Consider the following 17,972-nt stretch of genomic DNA (forward strand, 5'->3'; position numbering starts at 1 on the left):
CAATTTAAAAATGAAGGCTTTCTTATGCTTTTCGAAGTCTGTCATAACTATCGAATAACTCTTATTTCGGTATTAATATCGTTTTGTTGCCCGTTTAGAAATTTACCAAAATAGGTAAGCTCTTTACCACTATAATTATTAAAGCTTTTACCTAATTCTTGTTCTGCTTGTTCTAACGAATAAGAATAGGTTTTAATATCGTCATAAAAAGAATTTTCGTTCTCTTGTTTCACACCAACCTCAATAGTTCTTGTTTCTTCATTATAATTAGCATACTTCGCTTTTAAAGTATATCGAATTAATTCTACAAATTCATCTGAAAGTTGGTGGCAGTTTTTACAGTTTTCTAAATACTGTTTTACTAAAGTTTTTAAACTTGTTTTAATTTCATACTCTGTTAAATACGCCGTCATTGCTGTTGTGTTTTTTTGATTTGCATAGATAAAAGTAGAAATAATTATTCTTTCCGAAAACGTTTTCGATAATTTTTAACGGGAAGCATTAAATTTTTATTAATCTATAAAAAACTACCTATCAATATTTTAATAACTTAAATTTATGATAGGTTAAATTGTAAAGTTGAAAATGAAATTTAGCAACAAAATATTGATTTTTAGAGTTCTATAGTCGCCATTTATTATAAAGAAGAAATGGTTATTAATATTTAATTATAAGAATATATTGAAAATTTCAGCTATTATTTACTTAGAGTTCCTACTAAATTTTTTCAAGGAATTAACTTTTAGAAATCTAATTTAAATTGATTGGAAGCTTGAAATAATTTAAAAAGAAAACCCTGAGCTTAACAACTCAGGGTTTAAAAATTTTATTGTTTCAATATTGAAATGGCAACGCCGCCACCTCTAGCTAAGTTAGCTTTATAAACGGTAGTTGAATTTACTTCCATCTCTTCAATAGTGTAAGCGGAAGGGTTTTTCTCGAAATCGGCATCTGCTGCATCTTGATAAATTCTAGCTTTATACATTGAATTTTCATCTAAAAAGTCAAAAGAAATTTCAATATTTCTAGCTTCTTCATCGGTTACACTTCCTACAAACCAATTATCGCTATCACGTTGTTTTCTGGCAATAGTAATATGGTCGCCAATTTTAGCATCGATCACTTTGGTAGTTTCCCAATCGACCGCAACTTCTTCAATAAACTGAAATGCATCTTCATATTTATTATAGTTTTCAGGCAAATCTGCTGCCATTTGCATGGGGCTGTATAAAATCACATACAACGCCAATTGGTTGGCTAGAGTAGATTGAATAGCTTGCCCGTCACGATATTCAGCTAGATCGATCTGAAAAATTCCCGGCGTATAATCTACCGGACCTCCAAGAATTCTGGTGAAAGGTAAAATGGTGGTGTGGGAAGGCGGATTTTCATCTGCCCATCCGTTAAATTCCATCCCACGAACACCTTCACGCGTCATAAAATTAGGGTATGTTCTGCGTAATCCTGTTGCTTTAATGGGTTCGTGCGCATCGATAGCCAGCTGATGTTTTGCAGCCGTTTCTATAACTTTTTGGTGGTGACGAACCATATATTGACCGTGATGAAATTCTCCTTTGGGTACTAAACCCCCGGCATAACCGGTTTTAATAGCGTGAATTCCTAAATCTTCGTAGTATTGATAAGCTTTTTCTAATCGGTTTTCATAATTGTTTGCATCTCCAGAAGTTTCGTGATGACCAATAATTTCAATACCATTTTCTTTAGCGGTCTTGACTACTTTCTTAATATCAAAATCGTCATACGGAGTAATAAAATCGAAAAAACCGATGGTGTCTTGCGCTCCCCAATATTCCCAACCGGTATTCCAACCTTCGATCAACAAACCTTCGATATCGTGTTTTTTATTGAAATCGATATAAGATAAAGCATTTTCTGTAGTTGCGCCGTGAGTCGTGTAATTTCCTTCGGCGTCTTTTCTACCCCAAGTACTTTTACCTAAGTGCATTTCCCACCAAATACCGGTGTATTTCATCGGTTTGGCGTAAGAAGTATTTTCTAATTTATTAGGTTCATTCAAGTTCAGAATAAGGTAATTGGTCACCAAATCTTTAGCCTCATCGTTAATCATAATACTTCTCCAGGGCGAAACAAATGGTGCTTGTGTTCTTACTTTATCGCCATTTTCCCACGGAACCAATTCTGTACTCAACGTATTGTTTTTTGTAACCCCAAGCGTCATTCCCGCATAATCGGTAAGATTAGCTTCGTGAATACTCACGTAAAAACCATCTTCCGTTTCCATGGTGATTGGCGTATTTACTGCGTGAAAATTGGTAATATTTCTATCGTGACGTTGAGCATAACCTGCCTTTTGCGCATCGATCTCAGAAAGTTTAGTTTCAGAATAAGTATATTCGTAACTATCGTAATCGGCAGGAATCCACCAGGATTTGTGATCGTTCGTGAGTTTAAACTGTGTAACTTCATCTGAAATTACTAAATCTCCTTTTAAATATTCTTGCTGCGGAATATCGTATCGAAAACCTACTCCGTCGTTAAAAACCTTAAAAATGATATTCAACTTTCTTGACTTATCGGTGGTTTCTTCTAAATGAAGATGAAGTTGCTTGTGATGATCTCGAATTACTCGTTGCTCGCCCCAAGGTTGTTCCCAAGTTTCGTCTGCTTCAGTAGTAGTTACTTCAGCAATTTTAAAGTTTTGATTAAGATCTGATTGGTTCTTAAACTTTAACCCTAAATAAGAAGTATCGATAACGGTGGTGTTATTCTTCTTTACTAGATAGAATGGTTTCCCATTGTTATCTAATTGAAATTGGACTTCTAAATTTCCGTTAGGAGAAGTGATAGAAGCGCTAGTTTGTTCTTGTTTTTTAGATCCTTCAGCACAACCTGATAGAAGCAGAATTATGCTGAAGAAACTCAATAATTTTCTCACGATTTATGTTTTTTAATCCAAAGTTGACGTACATCTTTTAAGTCACGACCTTTGGTTTCCGGTATAAATTTCCAGACGAATAACGACATGGCAATACAACTTACGCCGTAAATCCAATATGGGAAAGTACCATTACTCATTTCGAAAACAGCACTTTCTTTATCCATCATCATCGGGAAGGTTTGAGACACTAAGTAATTGAATAGCCATTGTGCAGCTACTGCAATACCCATCGCAAGCCCTCTTACTCTGTCTGGGAAAATTTCTGATAACAATACCCAAGTTACCGGACCCCAAGTCATCGCAAAGCCGGCAATAAATAGTAAAATACCAAATACAGCGACTAAGCTAAATTGTTGTGTGTAGATATCGTAGGTAAGCAATGCTAAAGCGATAGCCATCACAAAACCTCCTAAAATTAGTAAAGGTTTTCTTCCCCATTTATCTACGGTAAAAATTGCAATAATGGTAAACGAGAAGTTAACCACGGCAATTAAAATATTTTGAAAAATGGCACTTTCTGCGGAATTACCTAGCGCCTGAAAAATGGTAGAGCCATAATATAAAATGGCATTAATACCTGTTAATTGTTGAAAAATTGAAAGCATGACTCCTACAAAAACAGCAAAACCTAAGCCTTTAAACGCTGCCCAGTTGCTGCTTTCTTTTTCTTCAAGTGAGTTTTCAATTTCTTTTACTTTTTGTTGAGCAACTTCATTGCTATACCCAAGTTTTTCTAGTGCTACAATAGCGTGGTTATATTTTTCTTTAATTACATACCAACGTGGAGAACCCGGTACAAAAAAGAGTAATACAAAAAATAAAACTGCCGGGATAATTTCTAGTCCAAACATATAGCGCCAACCTTCATCAATGTTCCATTGGCTTAAAGATTCTGTTGTGATATCTCCGGTAATCATGGATTCAGAAAGGTGATTACCCACCCAATAATTAGCGAAGAACACGACTAAAAATCCGGTAACGATGGCCATTTGGTTTAGGGAAACCATTGCGCCACGTTTTTCTTTTGGAGAAACTTCAGAAATATACATTGGAGAAAGGAGTGAAGCCAAACCAATACCAATACCGCCTAAAATTCTATAAATTGAAAGACCTAGAAGAGAATCTGCTAAGGCGCTTCCTATTGCGGAGATTGAAAATAAAAATGCGGCTAAAAGAAGTGATTTTTTTCTACCGATAGCTTCTGCAAGAACACCCGCTCCTAAACCACCAAAAATACAGCCAATTAAAGCTGAACCAACTGCCCAACCTTGTTCTGCAGTAGAAAAACCAAAATAGTCTTTAAAGTAAAGCTGTGCTCCGTTAATTACCCCGGTATCATAACCAAATAGAAAACCTCCTAAAGTAGATATGATAATCGGTAAAATTAATTTTCTGCTCATAGTATAATTGTGTTTGTGTGATAAGAATATTAACCTGTAAAGATAAGGTTTAAAAAATTCTCATTGCTTCAAAAAGAATAATTGTTTCTTTCTTGAATTATTGCTTTTGCTTCACTTCTTTTTAAGTAATGAAATGAGTAGCGTTTTAGAGAAAACAACTACTCACTTCATCAACTTAACACTAACTTATTTTACTTTTTTAAATTGAAAGTACTTGTAAATTCAAAATCTGAACTTGGCGCAATTCCTACTTCAAATTCACCTGGTTCTGCTACATATTCTAAGCTGCTGTTGTAGAATTTTAAATCTTCTGCTGAAATGGTAAATTCTACCGTTTTCGATTCTCCTTTCTTTAAACTGATCTTTTGGAAACCAATAAGTTGCTTTTGTGGTGGCGTAATACTTCTCACTTTATCGTGAATGTAAAGCTGAACTACTTCTTCACCATCATAATCTCCGGTATTGGTAACCGTAGTACTTACGGTGATGTTGCCGCTCATATTCATTTCTTCAGAAGAAAGTTTTGTTGCTCCATATTCAAATTCAGTATAACTTAAACCATAACCAAAAGGATAAAGCGGAGAGTTATCTACATCTAAATATTTCGATTTAAATTTTTCGAAACCTTCTTGAGTCCCCGGTCTCCCGGTAGTTTTCATTGAATAATATACCGGTACTTGCCCTACATTTCTTGGCCAAGATGCCGTTAATTTTCCTGAAGGATTGTAATCTCCAAAAATCACATCTCCAATTGCATTCCCGGCTTCAACACCCGAATGCCAAACCTGAAGAATATCTACCGGAAGTTGTGCTTCTTCTGAAATATTTAAAGGACGACCACTCATTAATACCAATACCATCGGTTTTCCTGTTTTAGCCAATTCACGAATCAATACTTTTTGACTTTCCGGGATTAACAGATCGGTTTTACTAGAGGCTTCACCACTCATTTCTGAAGCTTCACCAACCGCTGCCACAATTACATCGGCATCTTTAGCCACTTTTAAGGCTTTTGCTAAAAGTTCTTCTGGTGATTCTTCGCTAATTTCAACTTTAGGTCCAAAAACATTTACGTTTTTAGCCATTTGCTCATCATTTGTAATATTTGCTCCTTTAGCGTAAGTGATTTTCGCTTTTGGAGCTACATTTTTTAAACCTTCTAACACCGGAATTGCGTTCTTGAAGTCGCCTGTTGGAGACCAAGTTCCCGGCATATTAGATTGGTTATTTCCTAACGGACCGATTAAGGCAATTTTAGCTTTCTTATCGATCGGAAGTACGTTTTGATCATTCTTCAACAACACAAAAGAACGCGCTGCTGCTTTTCTCGCTAGAGCTCTGTGTTCTTTGGTTAGAATGTCTTTTTTAACACGCTTTTTATCTAAGTATTTGTAAGGATCTTCAAATAAACCTAGCTTATATTTTGCTTCTAAAATTCTTCTGGCAGCAGTGGTAATTTCTTCTTCGGTTACTCTTCCTTCTTCTAAAGATTTTTTCAAAGTGGTTACAAATCCTTCACCTACCATATCCATATCTAAACCTGCTTTTAAAGCTAAAGCAGAAACGTCTTGTAAATCTCCCATTCCGTGGGCGATCATTTCATTTAAAGAAGTATAATCTGAAACTACAAAACCATCAAAACCCCATTGCTCACGTAATAATTCGGTTAACAACCATCTGTTTCCTGTGGCAGGAACACCATCTACATCGTTAAATGAGCTCATTACACTCGCCACACCGGCATCGACTGCTGCTTTGTAAGGAGGTAAATATTGGTTAAACATTTTTACACGGCTCATATCTACCGTGTTGTAATCTCTTCCTGCTTCTGGAGCTCCGTATAAAGCAAAGTGTTTTACGGTTGCCAGCATCGTATTGGTTTCGGTTAGATCCATACCTTGGTAACCTTCTACCATCGCACGAGCGATCTGCGAACCTAAATACGCATCTTCTCCGGCGCCTTCAGCTACACGACCCCAACGCGGATCGCGAGAAACATCGACCATTGGAGAAAAGTTCCAGTTAATACCATCGGCAGTTGCTTCTTTAGCGGCCACTTGCGCGGTTTGCTTTAATAACTCCATATCCCAACTTGAAGCTGAACCTAACGGAATTGGAAAGGTGGTTTTGTACCCGTGAATTACATCGGAACCGATCAATAACGGAATACCTAAACGGGTATCGTTTACCGCATATTCTTGAGCGATCTTAATTTTCTCTGGACCTGAAACACCGAATAAACCGCCTACTTTTCCGTCTTTAATTTTTTGCTGAACGTTATCACTTACTACAGCTCCAGTAGCAACGCCGCCACCGGGAGTTAATAAGTTTAACTGACCTATTTTTTCATCAATCGTCATTTTTTCTAATAGCGAATTGACTTTTTGGTCCATCTCGGTTTTGTTGATTTTTGGACCGGTATAGGTATTTTCTTTTTGCTGCGCGCTAAGTGTAAAACTTAGGAAACTTAACGAAACCGCTGCGATTGTTTTCTTGATCATAACTGTAGGTTTATTTTATAGGGGTTCCTCTTAATCTTTCAAAATTTTTATAGGCTTGATCTACTTTTTCTTTTGGAGTAGTTTCAAACTCTTTTTCGGTAACTTGATAATGTTGCTGAACTGAATCTAATTTTTGATGCATCATTTCAACTTCATCTTGATATTCTTCGGCATTAATCAGGTTGTTTTGTTCTTTTGGGTCTTTTTCTAAATCGTAAAATTCCCAAGTATCAATATCATCGTAAAAATGAATAAGCTTGTAGCGATCGGTTTTAATTCCGTATTGCCGTTTTACCATATGAAATGCCGGGAAATCGTAGTAATGATAATAAATAACATCTCTACCAATTTCAGCTTCTTCACCGTAAAGCACTTTTTTAAATGAAATTCCTTGCATGTCTTCCGGAATTTCTATTCCTGCCATATCTAAAAAGGTAGGAGCGAAATCTAAATTTTGTGTCATTTCAGAAATCACTGAACCGGCTTCAATCTCTTTAGGATATTGCATTAACAGCGGCATTCTAAACGAAGTTTCGTACATATAACGCTTGTCGAACCAACCGTTTTCGCCTAAATAGAATCCTTGATCTGAAGTGTAAACCACTAAGGTATTTTCATCTAAACCTTGGGCTTCTAAGTAATCTAAAATGCGCCCAACGCTTTCATCTACTGAAGCGATCGTTGCCATATATTCTCTTAAGTAGCGCTGACCTTTCCACTTGGCTAAATCTTTACCGTGTAGATCTTTTTCCCAAAACGCATCGTTTTTAGGTCGGTAAGCAGCATTCCATTTTTCTTTTTGCTCAGCGGTCATTCGCTTAAAATCATCTTTCCAAGGATTGGCTGCTAACGAGTCGGTCCCTTTATGTTTGCTTAGTTTTAGGTCGTGACCTTCATACATATCTTCATAAATGGTTTGCAATTGCTCTTCTGCCGCTTGCTGATTTTCAAAATCTGGGAAATATGTATCCGGCAAAGGAAATTCAACTGAATCGTACAAAGTAGTATGGCGTAAAGCAGGCATCCAATTACGGTGCGGCGCTTTGTGATGAACCATTAAAAAGAAGGGTTGTTCTTCATTTCGCTGCTTCATCCAATCGATAGAATAATCGGTGATGAGATCTTGCGCATAACCGGTAACTCGTGTGGTATCTTCCGCAGTAATAAAATCTGGATTATAATATTTTCCCTGATCGTCTAAAATTTTCCAATAATCGAAACCTGTAGGTTCGTCAGACAAATGCCATTTACCAATAACCGCGGTTTGATAACCATTTTGCTGAAGAATTTTCGGCAAAGTTTGCTGCGTGTTATCGAAGCGTTCACCATTCATTCTAAAACCGTTTTGGTGACTGTGTTTCCCGGTTAAAATTACTGCACGACTTGGCCCACAAAGTGAATTGGTATTGTAATTTTGGTTGAAAATAGCTCCGTTCTTAGCCAAACGATCGATGTTGGGAGTAGGAGCAAGTTTACCTATTTCGCTTCCGTAAGCACTTATCGCTTTCACCGCGTGATCATCGGCCATAATAAACACGATATTCGGCTTTTGATTTGCTTCTGTCTTTTCAGCTTTTTTTTCTTCGGAAGAATTGTCTTTACAACCGATTAAAACTGTTAAGCAAAGAAATGCGAATATGTTGAGGCTAAATTTCATTTCTTATTATTTTGAATAGGTAAAACCAAGTTTATCTAAACCTTGCTGAACTTCTGGAGCTTGCATAAACAAGTCCCAAATTAATCCGGTTCTGTAATTCTCGATCATCACGATCATCGGCCCTTGATCGATCGCTAAATATCTTTTGGCTGCCCATTCACCGTTATCTAAGCTAAAAGCATCGTAAAATCCGGCAGGACCCCAAGTAAGTTCATTTAAATCGGTATAAAAATGACGAATAGCACGCATCGATTCTTCCGGCGTATATGGCAAAGAACTCACAGCTGCGGTTGGAGAGACTACTCCACGATCATCATCTGGAGAATGTGCTGCATAGCCAATACCACCATCTTTATTCTTCGTATAACTAGCGGTTAATCCCCAGGAATCTTTACCGTAAGTTTTTGAATTTTTCGGGTTTTCTTGGCAGTATTCGTAATTGATCTTTGAGTGATTTACATTTAAATCCCAATAATTGGCGTATTTGTCTTCTAATCCTTTTGGATTTAAACCTAAATACGAGTAATGTGCCCAAAATAAAGGCCCACCTTTGTCGCCAACGGTATTGTGTTTTAAAATTAGTGGAATTCCGTAGGCTTCTTTATCGGTGGTGATGTTTCCGCCACGTGCCCAACCTTCGTGGTAAACTTCCGGTTTGATGCTATGTTTTGGAGAGGATGCTGCCATTACGTAAGTAATTAAACATTCATTATAACCTTCAATCATAAAATTCTTTTCGAACTCATAATCTGGTGACCAGTGCCAAAAGATGCCGTTTTTGTTATTCGTGTACCAATTCCATTCGATACCGTTCCACAGCTTATTGAATTTTTCAGCTACGGCTTTTTCTTTCTCGTTTCCGTTTTTAAGGTATTCTCTTACCACGATAAAACCTTGTGCTAAAAAAGAGGTTTCAACAATATCGCCACCATTATCTTTACTATCTGAACCGAAACTTTCGGTATTGGCAGTTTCCCCATCGATCCAATGTGGCCAAGCTCCGTGATAACGAGGTGTATTTTCTAAGAAATTGGCAATTTTGTCTAAACGATTTACGGCTTCTTCACGATCGATAAAGTTTCTCTCCATGCCGACAACGATGCCCATTAAACCAAAGCCAGAACCTCCGGTGGTAACCGTTTGAGGATCTTTGTTTGGATAATTACCATCAGGATGAAAACGCTCTCTTCCTAAGCCTGAGTTAGGTTCAGCATAATCCCAAAAATATTTTAAGGCTTGCTTTTGTACGATATCTAAAAGCTCGTCATCGCTTAATTGCGTAGCATCTTTTTCAGTTTTATTAATCTCTTCAGAAGTAGTTTCACTTGTCTTCGTGTTCTCTTTACAAGCGAAAAAGAATATTAAAGTAAAAACAGTGAATATGTTTAAGCTTAATTTTTTCATTGTAAGTTTATTGTTTTTGGCTGAGTAACCACTCGTAAAATTCGGGATTGTTGTAGGTCTCTGTCCAACTGTTATGATTGGCAAAAGGATAAACTGTGTATTTTACATGTTGATTTCCGGCTTTGTGTAAGGCCATTACCATCTTATTACTGTTTTCTGGCAGGACAACATCGTCTAAAGCTCCGTGGAAAATCCAGATCGGCATATTTTTTAGATGTTGCGCATTTCTATAAATAGGTCTGTAAATAGCTCCGCAAACCGGTGCCATTGCTGCAAAAAGTTCTGGATATTCACCTCCGACAGCCCAAGTACCATAACCACCCATACTTAAACCGGTGAGATAAACTCTAGACGCATCGATGTTGTATTTTTTGATGATCGATTTAATTAATCCTGCTACTTGATGAGGTTGCCAATAAGTTTCAGCAGGACATTGTGGAGCAAGAATAACCGCATCGATCTCATTTCCTTTTTGCATATAATCAAAAGGACCGTGAACTTTTACTTTATCTAGATCTCTACCTCTCTCGCCGGCTCCATGCAGAAAAACGATTAACGGATAATCTTTTTTTGAAGATTTATAATCTTCCGGAGTGTAAAGCAGATAGCCTAATTCGGTTTCGATTTCTACTTTCTCTTTAAATTTTTTCTTCTCTATTTGAGCAGAGGCAGAATTAATTCCGAAGGCTATAAATAAGAGTAAAAGCGTTAATTTTTTCATTTGATTTTTTTAATAGGTAAATCCTAGATTATCAAGTCCGTTTTGTATTTCGGGTGCTTGCATAAATAGATCCCAGATTAAACCGGTTCTATAATTTTCAATCATTACGATCATTGGTCCTTGATCGATCGCTAAGTAGCGCTCTGCTGCCCAATCGTTTCCGATTAAACTTACTGCATCATAAAAACCAGCCGGACCCCAGCTAAGGCTATGGTGGTTTTCATATAAATTATGCATAAACGCAAGTGATTCTTCCGGAGTATATGGGATGGAACTCACTGCTGCGGTTGGAGAAATGATACCACGATCGTTGGTTGGCGAATGTGCGGTATAACCAATTGTACCATCATCATTTCTGGTATAACTTGCGGTTAAGCCCCAAAAGTCTTCGCCGTAACCTGCAAAATTTGAAGGATTATCAACACAATAATTGTAGTTAATTAATGTGTGATTTTGGTTGAGTTGCCAGTAGTTTGCGTACTGATCTGATAAGTTTCTAGGATCTAAACCTAAATACGAATAGTGTGCCCAGAATAAAGGTCCGCCATATTGTAAATGACCATTATGTCTTAAAACAAGTGGTAAACCATAGGTTGAATTACTAGCTGTAATATTACCATTTCTAGCCCAACCTTGATGATAGGCTTGTGCATCAATCGCGTGATCTGGAGAGGAAGCTGCCATGACGTAAGTGATTAAACATTCGTTATAACCTTCGAGTGGCATATTCATTTGAAATTGGTAGTTTGGTGACCAATGCCAGTATAGAACATCTTCACCATTAGTATACCATTCCCAGTCGATCCCTTTCCAAAGCTCGTCGTATTTTTGTGCAATCGCCTGTTCTTCTGGCGTACCGTTTTTCAGGTATTCTCTTACCACAATCATCCCTTGTGCTAAAAAAGAAGTTTCAACTAAATCTCCGCCATCATCCATTGGGCTAAAGGGTTGTGTGTTTCCTGTTTCGCCATTGATCCAATGTGACCAAGCGCCGTGAAAACGATCGGTGTTTGCTAAAAAATCTGCAATATTATCTAAACGCTCTAAAGCTTCTGCTCTAGACACAATACCTCTTTCTACACCTACAATCATTGCCATTAAACCAAAGCCGGAACCACCGGTAGTAACAGTTGGGTCTGTACCTTCATTTGGGTGATAACGTTCCCTGGCCATTTGCGAATTAGGTTCTGCAAAATCCCAGAAATATTTGAAAGTTTCTGTTTGTACGATATCTAATAACTCTTCGTCGCTAACAGGATCTACTTCGGGACCTTCTTCACCAGTATATGGATCTTCATAAGTATAGTTATCTTCTTCAGAACAACTAATAAAAAAAATTAGGCTGAATAAAAATAGTATTGAAATGCGTAGGTTTTTCATAGAAATTACAGATAATCTTGAAGAAAGAAAAGTTACTTTCAACAAGTTAATATTGATGAATTTTTAAAATGAGATCCCGGAACTAAAAGTTATAGTTCGATTGTTCCGGGATCATAGCTAATTCAAGTGTTTTAATTAAACACACATTTTATTCTTCTGTATACCCCATCACCTCGTTTACTTCTTCCGCAGTTAAAGCTTTATTGAAAAACCTAAGATCATCCATATAGCTTAAATCAGAAAGGTGTCCCCATTCGGTAAATCCTGGCGCACCAGACATTATAGAAATAAGATCTACACCTTCCCAACTCATAGGAGCGTCTAAAGTTGAAGTATTTATAGCCTCTCCGTTAAAATATATAACAGTTTCTGTTTCAGAGATAGTAAAAGCAATATGTGTCCATTCACCTGAAGATATGTTTGAAGAGCCCGGATCGTTCCAAGCTTCAGCTGAACCATTACCAATATTAAGTTTAAAAACGTCTGTACCTTCTCTGAAAAATCTAAAGCCACTTGTTCTAAGGTTTTGTGGTCCTTCAGGATTTTCTGGGTTCTGTAATGCACTTGCAGTTATAATGCCTGCTTTTTCTTGATCAGCATCTAATTTATACCAAAAAGTAGCACTAAAAGTTAATGATGTTAAACCCTCGACAGGAGCGGTAAGATATGAATCTGTATTTCCTGCATACGCATTAGAGCCAATTTGTGCTTCGCCTGCAAAGCCTGGTTCACCAACTGCTGTAATTTCTCGATTGGAAATTAAGTCAGCGTAACCGCCGTTTAAATTCATATAAAAAGCTTCTCCGTCAAATTGCGGAACATACGGCACTGTTTCTTTACTGAAATTAATGGTTTCTGAAGTAGTATTCCCCGCAATATCGGTTACTGTTACAGTAAGGGTGTATTCTCCATCACTAAGTTCGTAAGGGACTTCTTTATCTACAATTCTGTAATCCGTAAATTCATCGTAAAATTCGAGTTCTTCGCCGTTTAAGTCTACAGAAATTTCAGTGATTTCTATATCGTCGGTGGCTTCAAAGGCAATATTAATCATCACAGTTTCAGTAGTGGTCTGGAAATCTGTATCATCACCTGGTGATGTAATTTCTACTTCCGGAGCTGCTTGATCTTCTCCCGGATCTACTTTTGTAATATCGTCGATCTCTTCTTGTTGACATGCTGCCGCAATCACTAAAACTAACGATAGCAAGCTTAATTTTTTAACTATATACTGTTTAAACATGATCTTCCTTTTTTTAGTTATTAATTAGTTAATGGTAACGCATCAACTTGTTCTTGAGGATAAGGCAAGTATTCTGAACTTTCTGAAAAAGATCTTCCGTCATAACTAAGCTCTGAATAGTTGTTTAATCGTATCATATCATAATATCGGATACCCCATTCCATAGCTAATTCTGCAAACTTTTCATCCATTACATCTTCTGATGTTACACTTGGTAAATCTGCTAATCCTGCTCTATTTCTAACCTGGTTAACCGCTTCTGCAGCACTACCTGCTGTTGGAGTTGCTCCTCTTGTCACAGCTTCAGCATACATTAATAATACTTCTGCATATCGAGTAACAATAAAGTTTTTAGCAGAACCGTAGCTATTTTGCTCTTCTGGTAACTGATCTGATGGTAAATAATGTTTTCCACTAGCAAAATATGCTCTTTCATAATCGTTGATCACATCTCCACTTGGCGTTGTATTAGATACAAATGCTGGTAAATCTGTATAACCATCTTCATTTAATTCATTTATTCCTCTATCGGTAAATAAAACACTTGTTTCTAAACGTACAGTTTCATTACGATCTAGCATAAATTTAATGTACTTCATACTTGGCTCGAAGAAGCCCCAACCAGATGATGCATTTTCTCTGGCAGGAGTCCAACCTTGTGGTCCAAAAGGAGCGAAATTGTGATAAAAAGTACCTCCAACATCAGAACCTAATTCATCAAACTGCATTTCTAATAAAGACTCATTACTAAGCTCTCCAGGAATTTTAAATAATTGGTAGAAATCAGGATATAAAGAAAATCTTCCGCTATTAATAATTTCTCCGGCAGCATCGGCAACACCTTGATAATTTTCTAATTCTAGATTCGCCATGGCCTTTAAAGCATAAGCCGTATAAGCAGTTACACCACCAGGAAAATCTGTACGCTCGTTTGGTCGTACGTTAGGTAGGTTAGGTATTGCTTCATCCATTTCATCGATGATAAATTGCATTACTTCTTCTTTAGACGAAACTCCATTTGCCTCGATCTCTTCGAATGGGTTGTTAGTTCTGTAAATGAACACATCTTCCCAGGTTCTAGCTACGTTAAGATGTAACCAAGCACGAAGAACTCTAACTTCTGCGATATATTGCTGAGCACGAAGATCATCTTCACCCTCCATAAACTCTCTATAACGTTCTAACTGAACGATAGCAGTGTTTAGGTCGATAATGTCTGAATAATGTAAATTCCATAAAGAATTGTACATCCAATACCCGTTATTGTAAATGAAGTTATCTGTATCTGCAAATGGCTGTTGATCACCCAGACCACCTGCATTAACATCGTCACCACGAACGGCTAAAAGAAGAGCTTCTTCCCAGCCTCTTGTAGAAAATGCATTGTAAGCTCCTACTAAAGCTCCGCTCATTTCTGAAGGATCTGTATAATCTAGGTCTCCGGTATTTAATTGTCCGGTTCTTGTATCAAATTCATCACTACAAGAGAATATGCTTGCAGACAAACCGAATACTAATAAAACTTTATATATATTTTTCATAGTTGTTTTTTTTAGATTTTAACATTTAAGCCCACAGTATAAACTGCCGGAATAGGATATGTCTGGCGATCTACACCATCTGTAATTTCTGGGGTGAAACCATTATACTTGAAAAAAGTTAAAGGTCTTTCTGCGGTAAAGTTTAAACGAATTTCAGGCAATTTTTCGTTACGAATGGTGTAACCTACTTGAAGATTCTGAATTCTGAAGAAATCTCCATCTTCGATCCAGAAATCACTTAACTGTTGGTTCCAAGATTTACGTAAACCTGCAGAAGAAGGGTAGCTGTTACTTGTACCTTCACCATGCCATCTGTTAATTGCTAAATCTGCATCCATATTGGTATCGTTGGTATAAATAATCTCACCTCTTTTTCTGTTTAAAATTTTATTACCACCTTGACCATAAACACTTAGAGAAAAATCCCAGTTTTTATAATTTAAGCTAATATTTCCTCCATAAGTGTAGGTCGGTAAAAAGTTACCTAAGAAAACTCTATCTTCATCGTTAATCACCCCATCACCATTTTGATCTCTAAAGATTAAATCTCCCGGTTGTAATTGTGCTTCCGGGTTATTTCCTAAAAATGGACTATTACTTACCTGAGTCTCATTTTGGAAAACACCTACAACTTCTAAACCATAAAAAGATTGAAGAGGCTCTCCTACGACAGTTCTTTGTCTAAATTCTGCAGAACCACTGTTAATGTAACCTTGTTCATTTTGAATAGCAGTTACTTCATTTTTGATCGATGTAAAGTTACCTCCCACAGAATAGCTAAAATCTTCATTAATATTATCACTCCAAGTTGCAGAAAGTTCTATACCTTGGTTACGTATAGTACCAGCATTTTGGTTTAAAACTTGATTAATTACAGGGATTGTAATTGGTAAAATAGCATTTTCTGTATCTCTTATAAAATAATCTGCACTTAATGATAATCTATTGTTTAGAGTCTCTGCGTCTAAACCGAAGTTAAATTCTTCTACTAATTCCCATTCATTATCAGTGAATACACTAGAAGAAGTGTAGCCTGTATAAGGCTGTCCGCCAAAAATTCCATAAACATTATTTATAGTGTTAGACCCTGAACTTGCACCAACATTATCATTACCTAATTGCCCCCAACTTGCTCTTAACTTAAGAAAGTTTAATGCACTACTATCTTTCAAAAAGTCTTCTTTAGAAAGTACCCATCCTGTACCTACAGAAGGGAATAACCCCCAAGGATCTTGTGTAAACTTAGAAGAACCGTCATAACGTAAAGTACCATATAATAAATATTTGCTATCAAAATTATAGGCAGCTCTACCAAAGAATGACAATCCATAAATTCTTGCACCATTTTCGTTAACATTACCGCTAAATGAAGAAGGGTCTGCAAAATTTAAAAATTGACTAGTTTCTAAACGTATTCCTCGGATGTCTCTACCTGTTGCGCTAAACGTATTAGCAGCCTCATCTCTATACGAGTGACCCGCCATTAATGTTAGGTTATGCTTACCATAACTATCTTCGTAAGTAAGAGTATTATCCCAGTATTGATTAGAGTAATTGTTTTGTTCTCTTCTTATACTTGAAAAACCTTCCACATTATTACCTAATGTATAAGGTAAATTCACATAATGGCCTTCTATTGTTGAATAATCGTGACTATACGAAGTTCTAAAAGTTAATTTATCTTCGATAATCTCTGTTTCTAAATAAGTGTTCGCTAAAATCTTTCTTACTTTTAACTGGTTCTTATTGTAACGCATATCTGGAAAAGGGTTTTGAGTACCTCTGTATCCTAATAATTGAGCGTTAGAATATCTTGTAGGAAATGCATCTGTATTTTGCGGATCGATCACCGGCATAATTGGCACTGCGTGATAAGCTTTAAACCAAGCAGAACCTTCAGGACTGTATTGTGTAGCATTACTAAAAATAAAGCTGCTTCCTACCTTAATTCTGTCAGTTACATTAATATCTAACTTAGAACGAAGGTTTAATCTTTCGTATTCATTTTTCATATCAAGAATACCTTCTTGATCAAAGTAATTTGCTCCTACCGAATAAGTAGAGTTTTCACCACCACCGGTAACGCTTATTCCGTGACTAGTAATAATACCTTCTCTAAGAATTTCATTATACCAATCTGTATTTACATCTGGCACATTAGGGTTTAATTCACTACGACCATAACGCTGCATTGCGTTTAAAATGAATTGAGCATCTGCTTCTGAACCTGACTCGTAAGCCATTGTAGCAAATTGCTCTGCGTTTGCCATTTTTAAAACATTTTGAGCAACTTGGATACCAGTGTACGTATCATATTCAATCACAGGTTTTTTGTTTCTTGTTCCTTTTTTAGTTTCGATAATTACAACTCCATTAGCTGCACGAACACCGTAAATAGCTGCAGAAGAAGCATCTTTAAGCACGTTAATAGATTTAATATCTTTTGAATCTAAAAAGTCAATATTATTGTAAAATGCTCCGTCTACTACGTATAATACGCTAGAACTTCCTGAGTTAAAAGAGCCCAAACCACGAATACGCACTGTAGGTGAAGCTCCAGGAGAACCTGCTGATACAATCTGAACTCCAGGTACTTTTCCTTGAACGGATTGCATCACGTTTGAGTTAGGTGTTTTTTGAATTTCTTCAGAATCGATCGTTGCAATCGATCCGGTTAAATCTTCTCTTTTTTGTTCACCATAACCAACAACCACTACTTCACTTAAAGATTCTAGATCTGGCTTTAGTGAAACATCTATTATTTCTTGACCATCAACAGAAACTTCTTGTGTTACAAAACCAATATAGCTAAAGGTAAGAACATCGCCTTCTTCTAATACGATTTCGTAAATACCATCAAAATCTGTAGTGGTTCCGGTTGTAGAACCTTGAACAGATACATTCGCTCCAGGCAATGGCATACCATCGTCTGCTGAAGTTACCGTACCTGTAACTGTCTTTTCTTGTGCAAATAGCGTAAATCCTGTGAAAAGGAATAGCAATGCAAGTAAATGTGTTTTCATGTGTGTTTAAATAGCTTTAATTAATAAGATTATTAACCTTTCAATAAGAAGCCTAAATATTAACGATATGTTAATTTAAAGCCTTATTGATTGTCAAATTTATAAAGAGGATGTTTTCGAAGATTATTTTAAAATATATCTAAACTCATCAAGAAGTAAAAAATATATAAATTATTTAATAT

11 protein-coding genes are annotated in these 17,972 nt (G+C 36.6%); all 11 read right to left on the minus strand.

The window, feature by feature from the left end; translation table 11 throughout:
- Positions 1-47: 47 nt before the first annotated feature.
- The 11 genes from G551_RS0106390 to G551_RS0106440 all read right to left on the minus strand — a co-directional run bounded on the left by G551_RS0106390 (position 48) and on the right by G551_RS0106440 (position 17,790).
- Positions 48-413 (minus strand): hypothetical protein, encoded by a 366-nt coding sequence (locus G551_RS0106390; RefSeq protein WP_027884773.1) that lies wholly within the window; start codon positions 411-413, stop codon positions 48-50.
- Positions 414-826: 413 nt separating this feature from the next.
- Positions 827-2,917, minus strand: a complete 2,091-nt coding sequence (locus tag G551_RS0106395; protein WP_027884774.1) for a glycoside hydrolase family 97 protein — start codon at positions 2,915-2,917, stop codon at positions 827-829.
- Positions 2,914-4,320 carry a sugar porter family MFS transporter gene (locus G551_RS0106400; RefSeq protein ID WP_027884775.1) on the minus strand — a complete coding sequence of 469 codons (1,407 nt, stop codon included), beginning with the start codon at positions 4,318-4,320 and terminating at the stop codon, positions 2,914-2,916. The genes G551_RS0106395 and G551_RS0106400 overlap by 4 nt, the downstream gene beginning before the upstream one ends.
- Positions 4,321-4,511: 191 nt before the next feature.
- Positions 4,512-6,818, minus strand: a complete 2,307-nt coding sequence (bglX, locus tag G551_RS0106405) for a beta-glucosidase BglX (RefSeq protein ID WP_036243462.1) — start codon at positions 6,816-6,818, stop codon at positions 4,512-4,514.
- A 13-nt stretch (positions 6,819-6,831) separates the two neighbouring features.
- Complete coding sequence (locus tag G551_RS0106410) at positions 6,832-8,478, minus strand: sulfatase family protein (protein ID WP_027884777.1); 1,647 nt, start codon at positions 8,476-8,478, stop codon at positions 6,832-6,834.
- 6 nt (positions 8,479-8,484) lie between these two features.
- Positions 8,485-9,882, minus strand: a complete 1,398-nt coding sequence (locus G551_RS0106415; RefSeq protein ID WP_027884778.1) for a glucoamylase family protein — start codon at positions 9,880-9,882, stop codon at positions 8,485-8,487.
- A 7-nt stretch (positions 9,883-9,889) separates the two neighbouring features.
- The gene (locus G551_RS0106420) at positions 9,890-10,603 is read right to left on the minus strand and encodes a carboxylesterase family protein (protein ID WP_027884779.1); all 714 of its coding nucleotides are present in this window, start codon (positions 10,601-10,603) and stop codon (positions 9,890-9,892) included.
- A 9-nt stretch (positions 10,604-10,612) separates the two neighbouring features.
- Positions 10,613-11,983: a glucoamylase family protein gene (locus G551_RS0106425; RefSeq protein WP_027884780.1), complete on the minus strand. Its 1,371-nt coding sequence runs from the start codon at positions 11,981-11,983 to the stop codon at positions 10,613-10,615.
- 148 nt (positions 11,984-12,131) lie between these two features.
- Positions 12,132-13,226: a LamG-like jellyroll fold domain-containing protein gene (locus G551_RS0106430; protein ID WP_036243442.1), complete on the minus strand. Its 1,095-nt coding sequence runs from the start codon at positions 13,224-13,226 to the stop codon at positions 12,132-12,134.
- 20 nt (positions 13,227-13,246) lie between these two features.
- Complete coding sequence (locus tag G551_RS0106435) at positions 13,247-14,767, minus strand: RagB/SusD family nutrient uptake outer membrane protein (protein WP_027884782.1); 1,521 nt, start codon at positions 14,765-14,767, stop codon at positions 13,247-13,249.
- Between the two features lie 11 nt (positions 14,768-14,778).
- Positions 14,779-17,790: a SusC/RagA family TonB-linked outer membrane protein gene (locus G551_RS0106440; protein WP_027884783.1), complete on the minus strand. Its 3,012-nt coding sequence runs from the start codon at positions 17,788-17,790 to the stop codon at positions 14,779-14,781.
- Between the last annotated feature and the right edge of the window lie 182 nt (positions 17,791-17,972).

This window comes from Mesonia mobilis DSM 19841 (assembly GCF_000423405.1).
In the GTDB taxonomy this organism is placed as follows: domain Bacteria; phylum Bacteroidota; class Bacteroidia; order Flavobacteriales; family Flavobacteriaceae; genus Mesonia; species Mesonia mobilis.

Coding starts and splice junctions, on each gene's coding strand:
- G551_RS0106425 (WP_027884780.1), bottom strand. CDS start 11,983: ATGAAAAACCTACGCATTTCAATACTATTTTTATTCAGCCTAATTTTT.
- G551_RS0106435 (WP_027884782.1), bottom strand. CDS start 14,767: ATGAAAAATATATATAAAGTTTTATTAGTATTCGGTTTGTCTGCAAGC.
- G551_RS0106430 (WP_036243442.1), bottom strand. CDS start 13,226: ATGTTTAAACAGTATATAGTTAAAAAATTAAGCTTGCTATCGTTAGTT.
- G551_RS0106400 (WP_027884775.1), bottom strand. CDS start 4,320: ATGAGCAGAAAATTAATTTTACCGATTATCATATCTACTTTAGGAGGT.
- G551_RS0106410 (WP_027884777.1), bottom strand. CDS start 8,478: ATGAAATTTAGCCTCAACATATTCGCATTTCTTTGCTTAACAGTTTTA.
- G551_RS0106420 (WP_027884779.1), bottom strand. CDS start 10,603: ATGAAAAAATTAACGCTTTTACTCTTATTTATAGCCTTCGGAATTAAT.
- G551_RS0106415 (WP_027884778.1), bottom strand. CDS start 9,882: ATGAAAAAATTAAGCTTAAACATATTCACTGTTTTTACTTTAATATTC.
- G551_RS0106390 (WP_027884773.1), bottom strand. CDS start 413: ATGACGGCGTATTTAACAGAGTATGAAATTAAAACAAGTTTAAAAACT.
- G551_RS0106440 (WP_027884783.1), bottom strand. CDS start 17,790: ATGAAAACACATTTACTTGCATTGCTATTCCTTTTCACAGGATTTACG.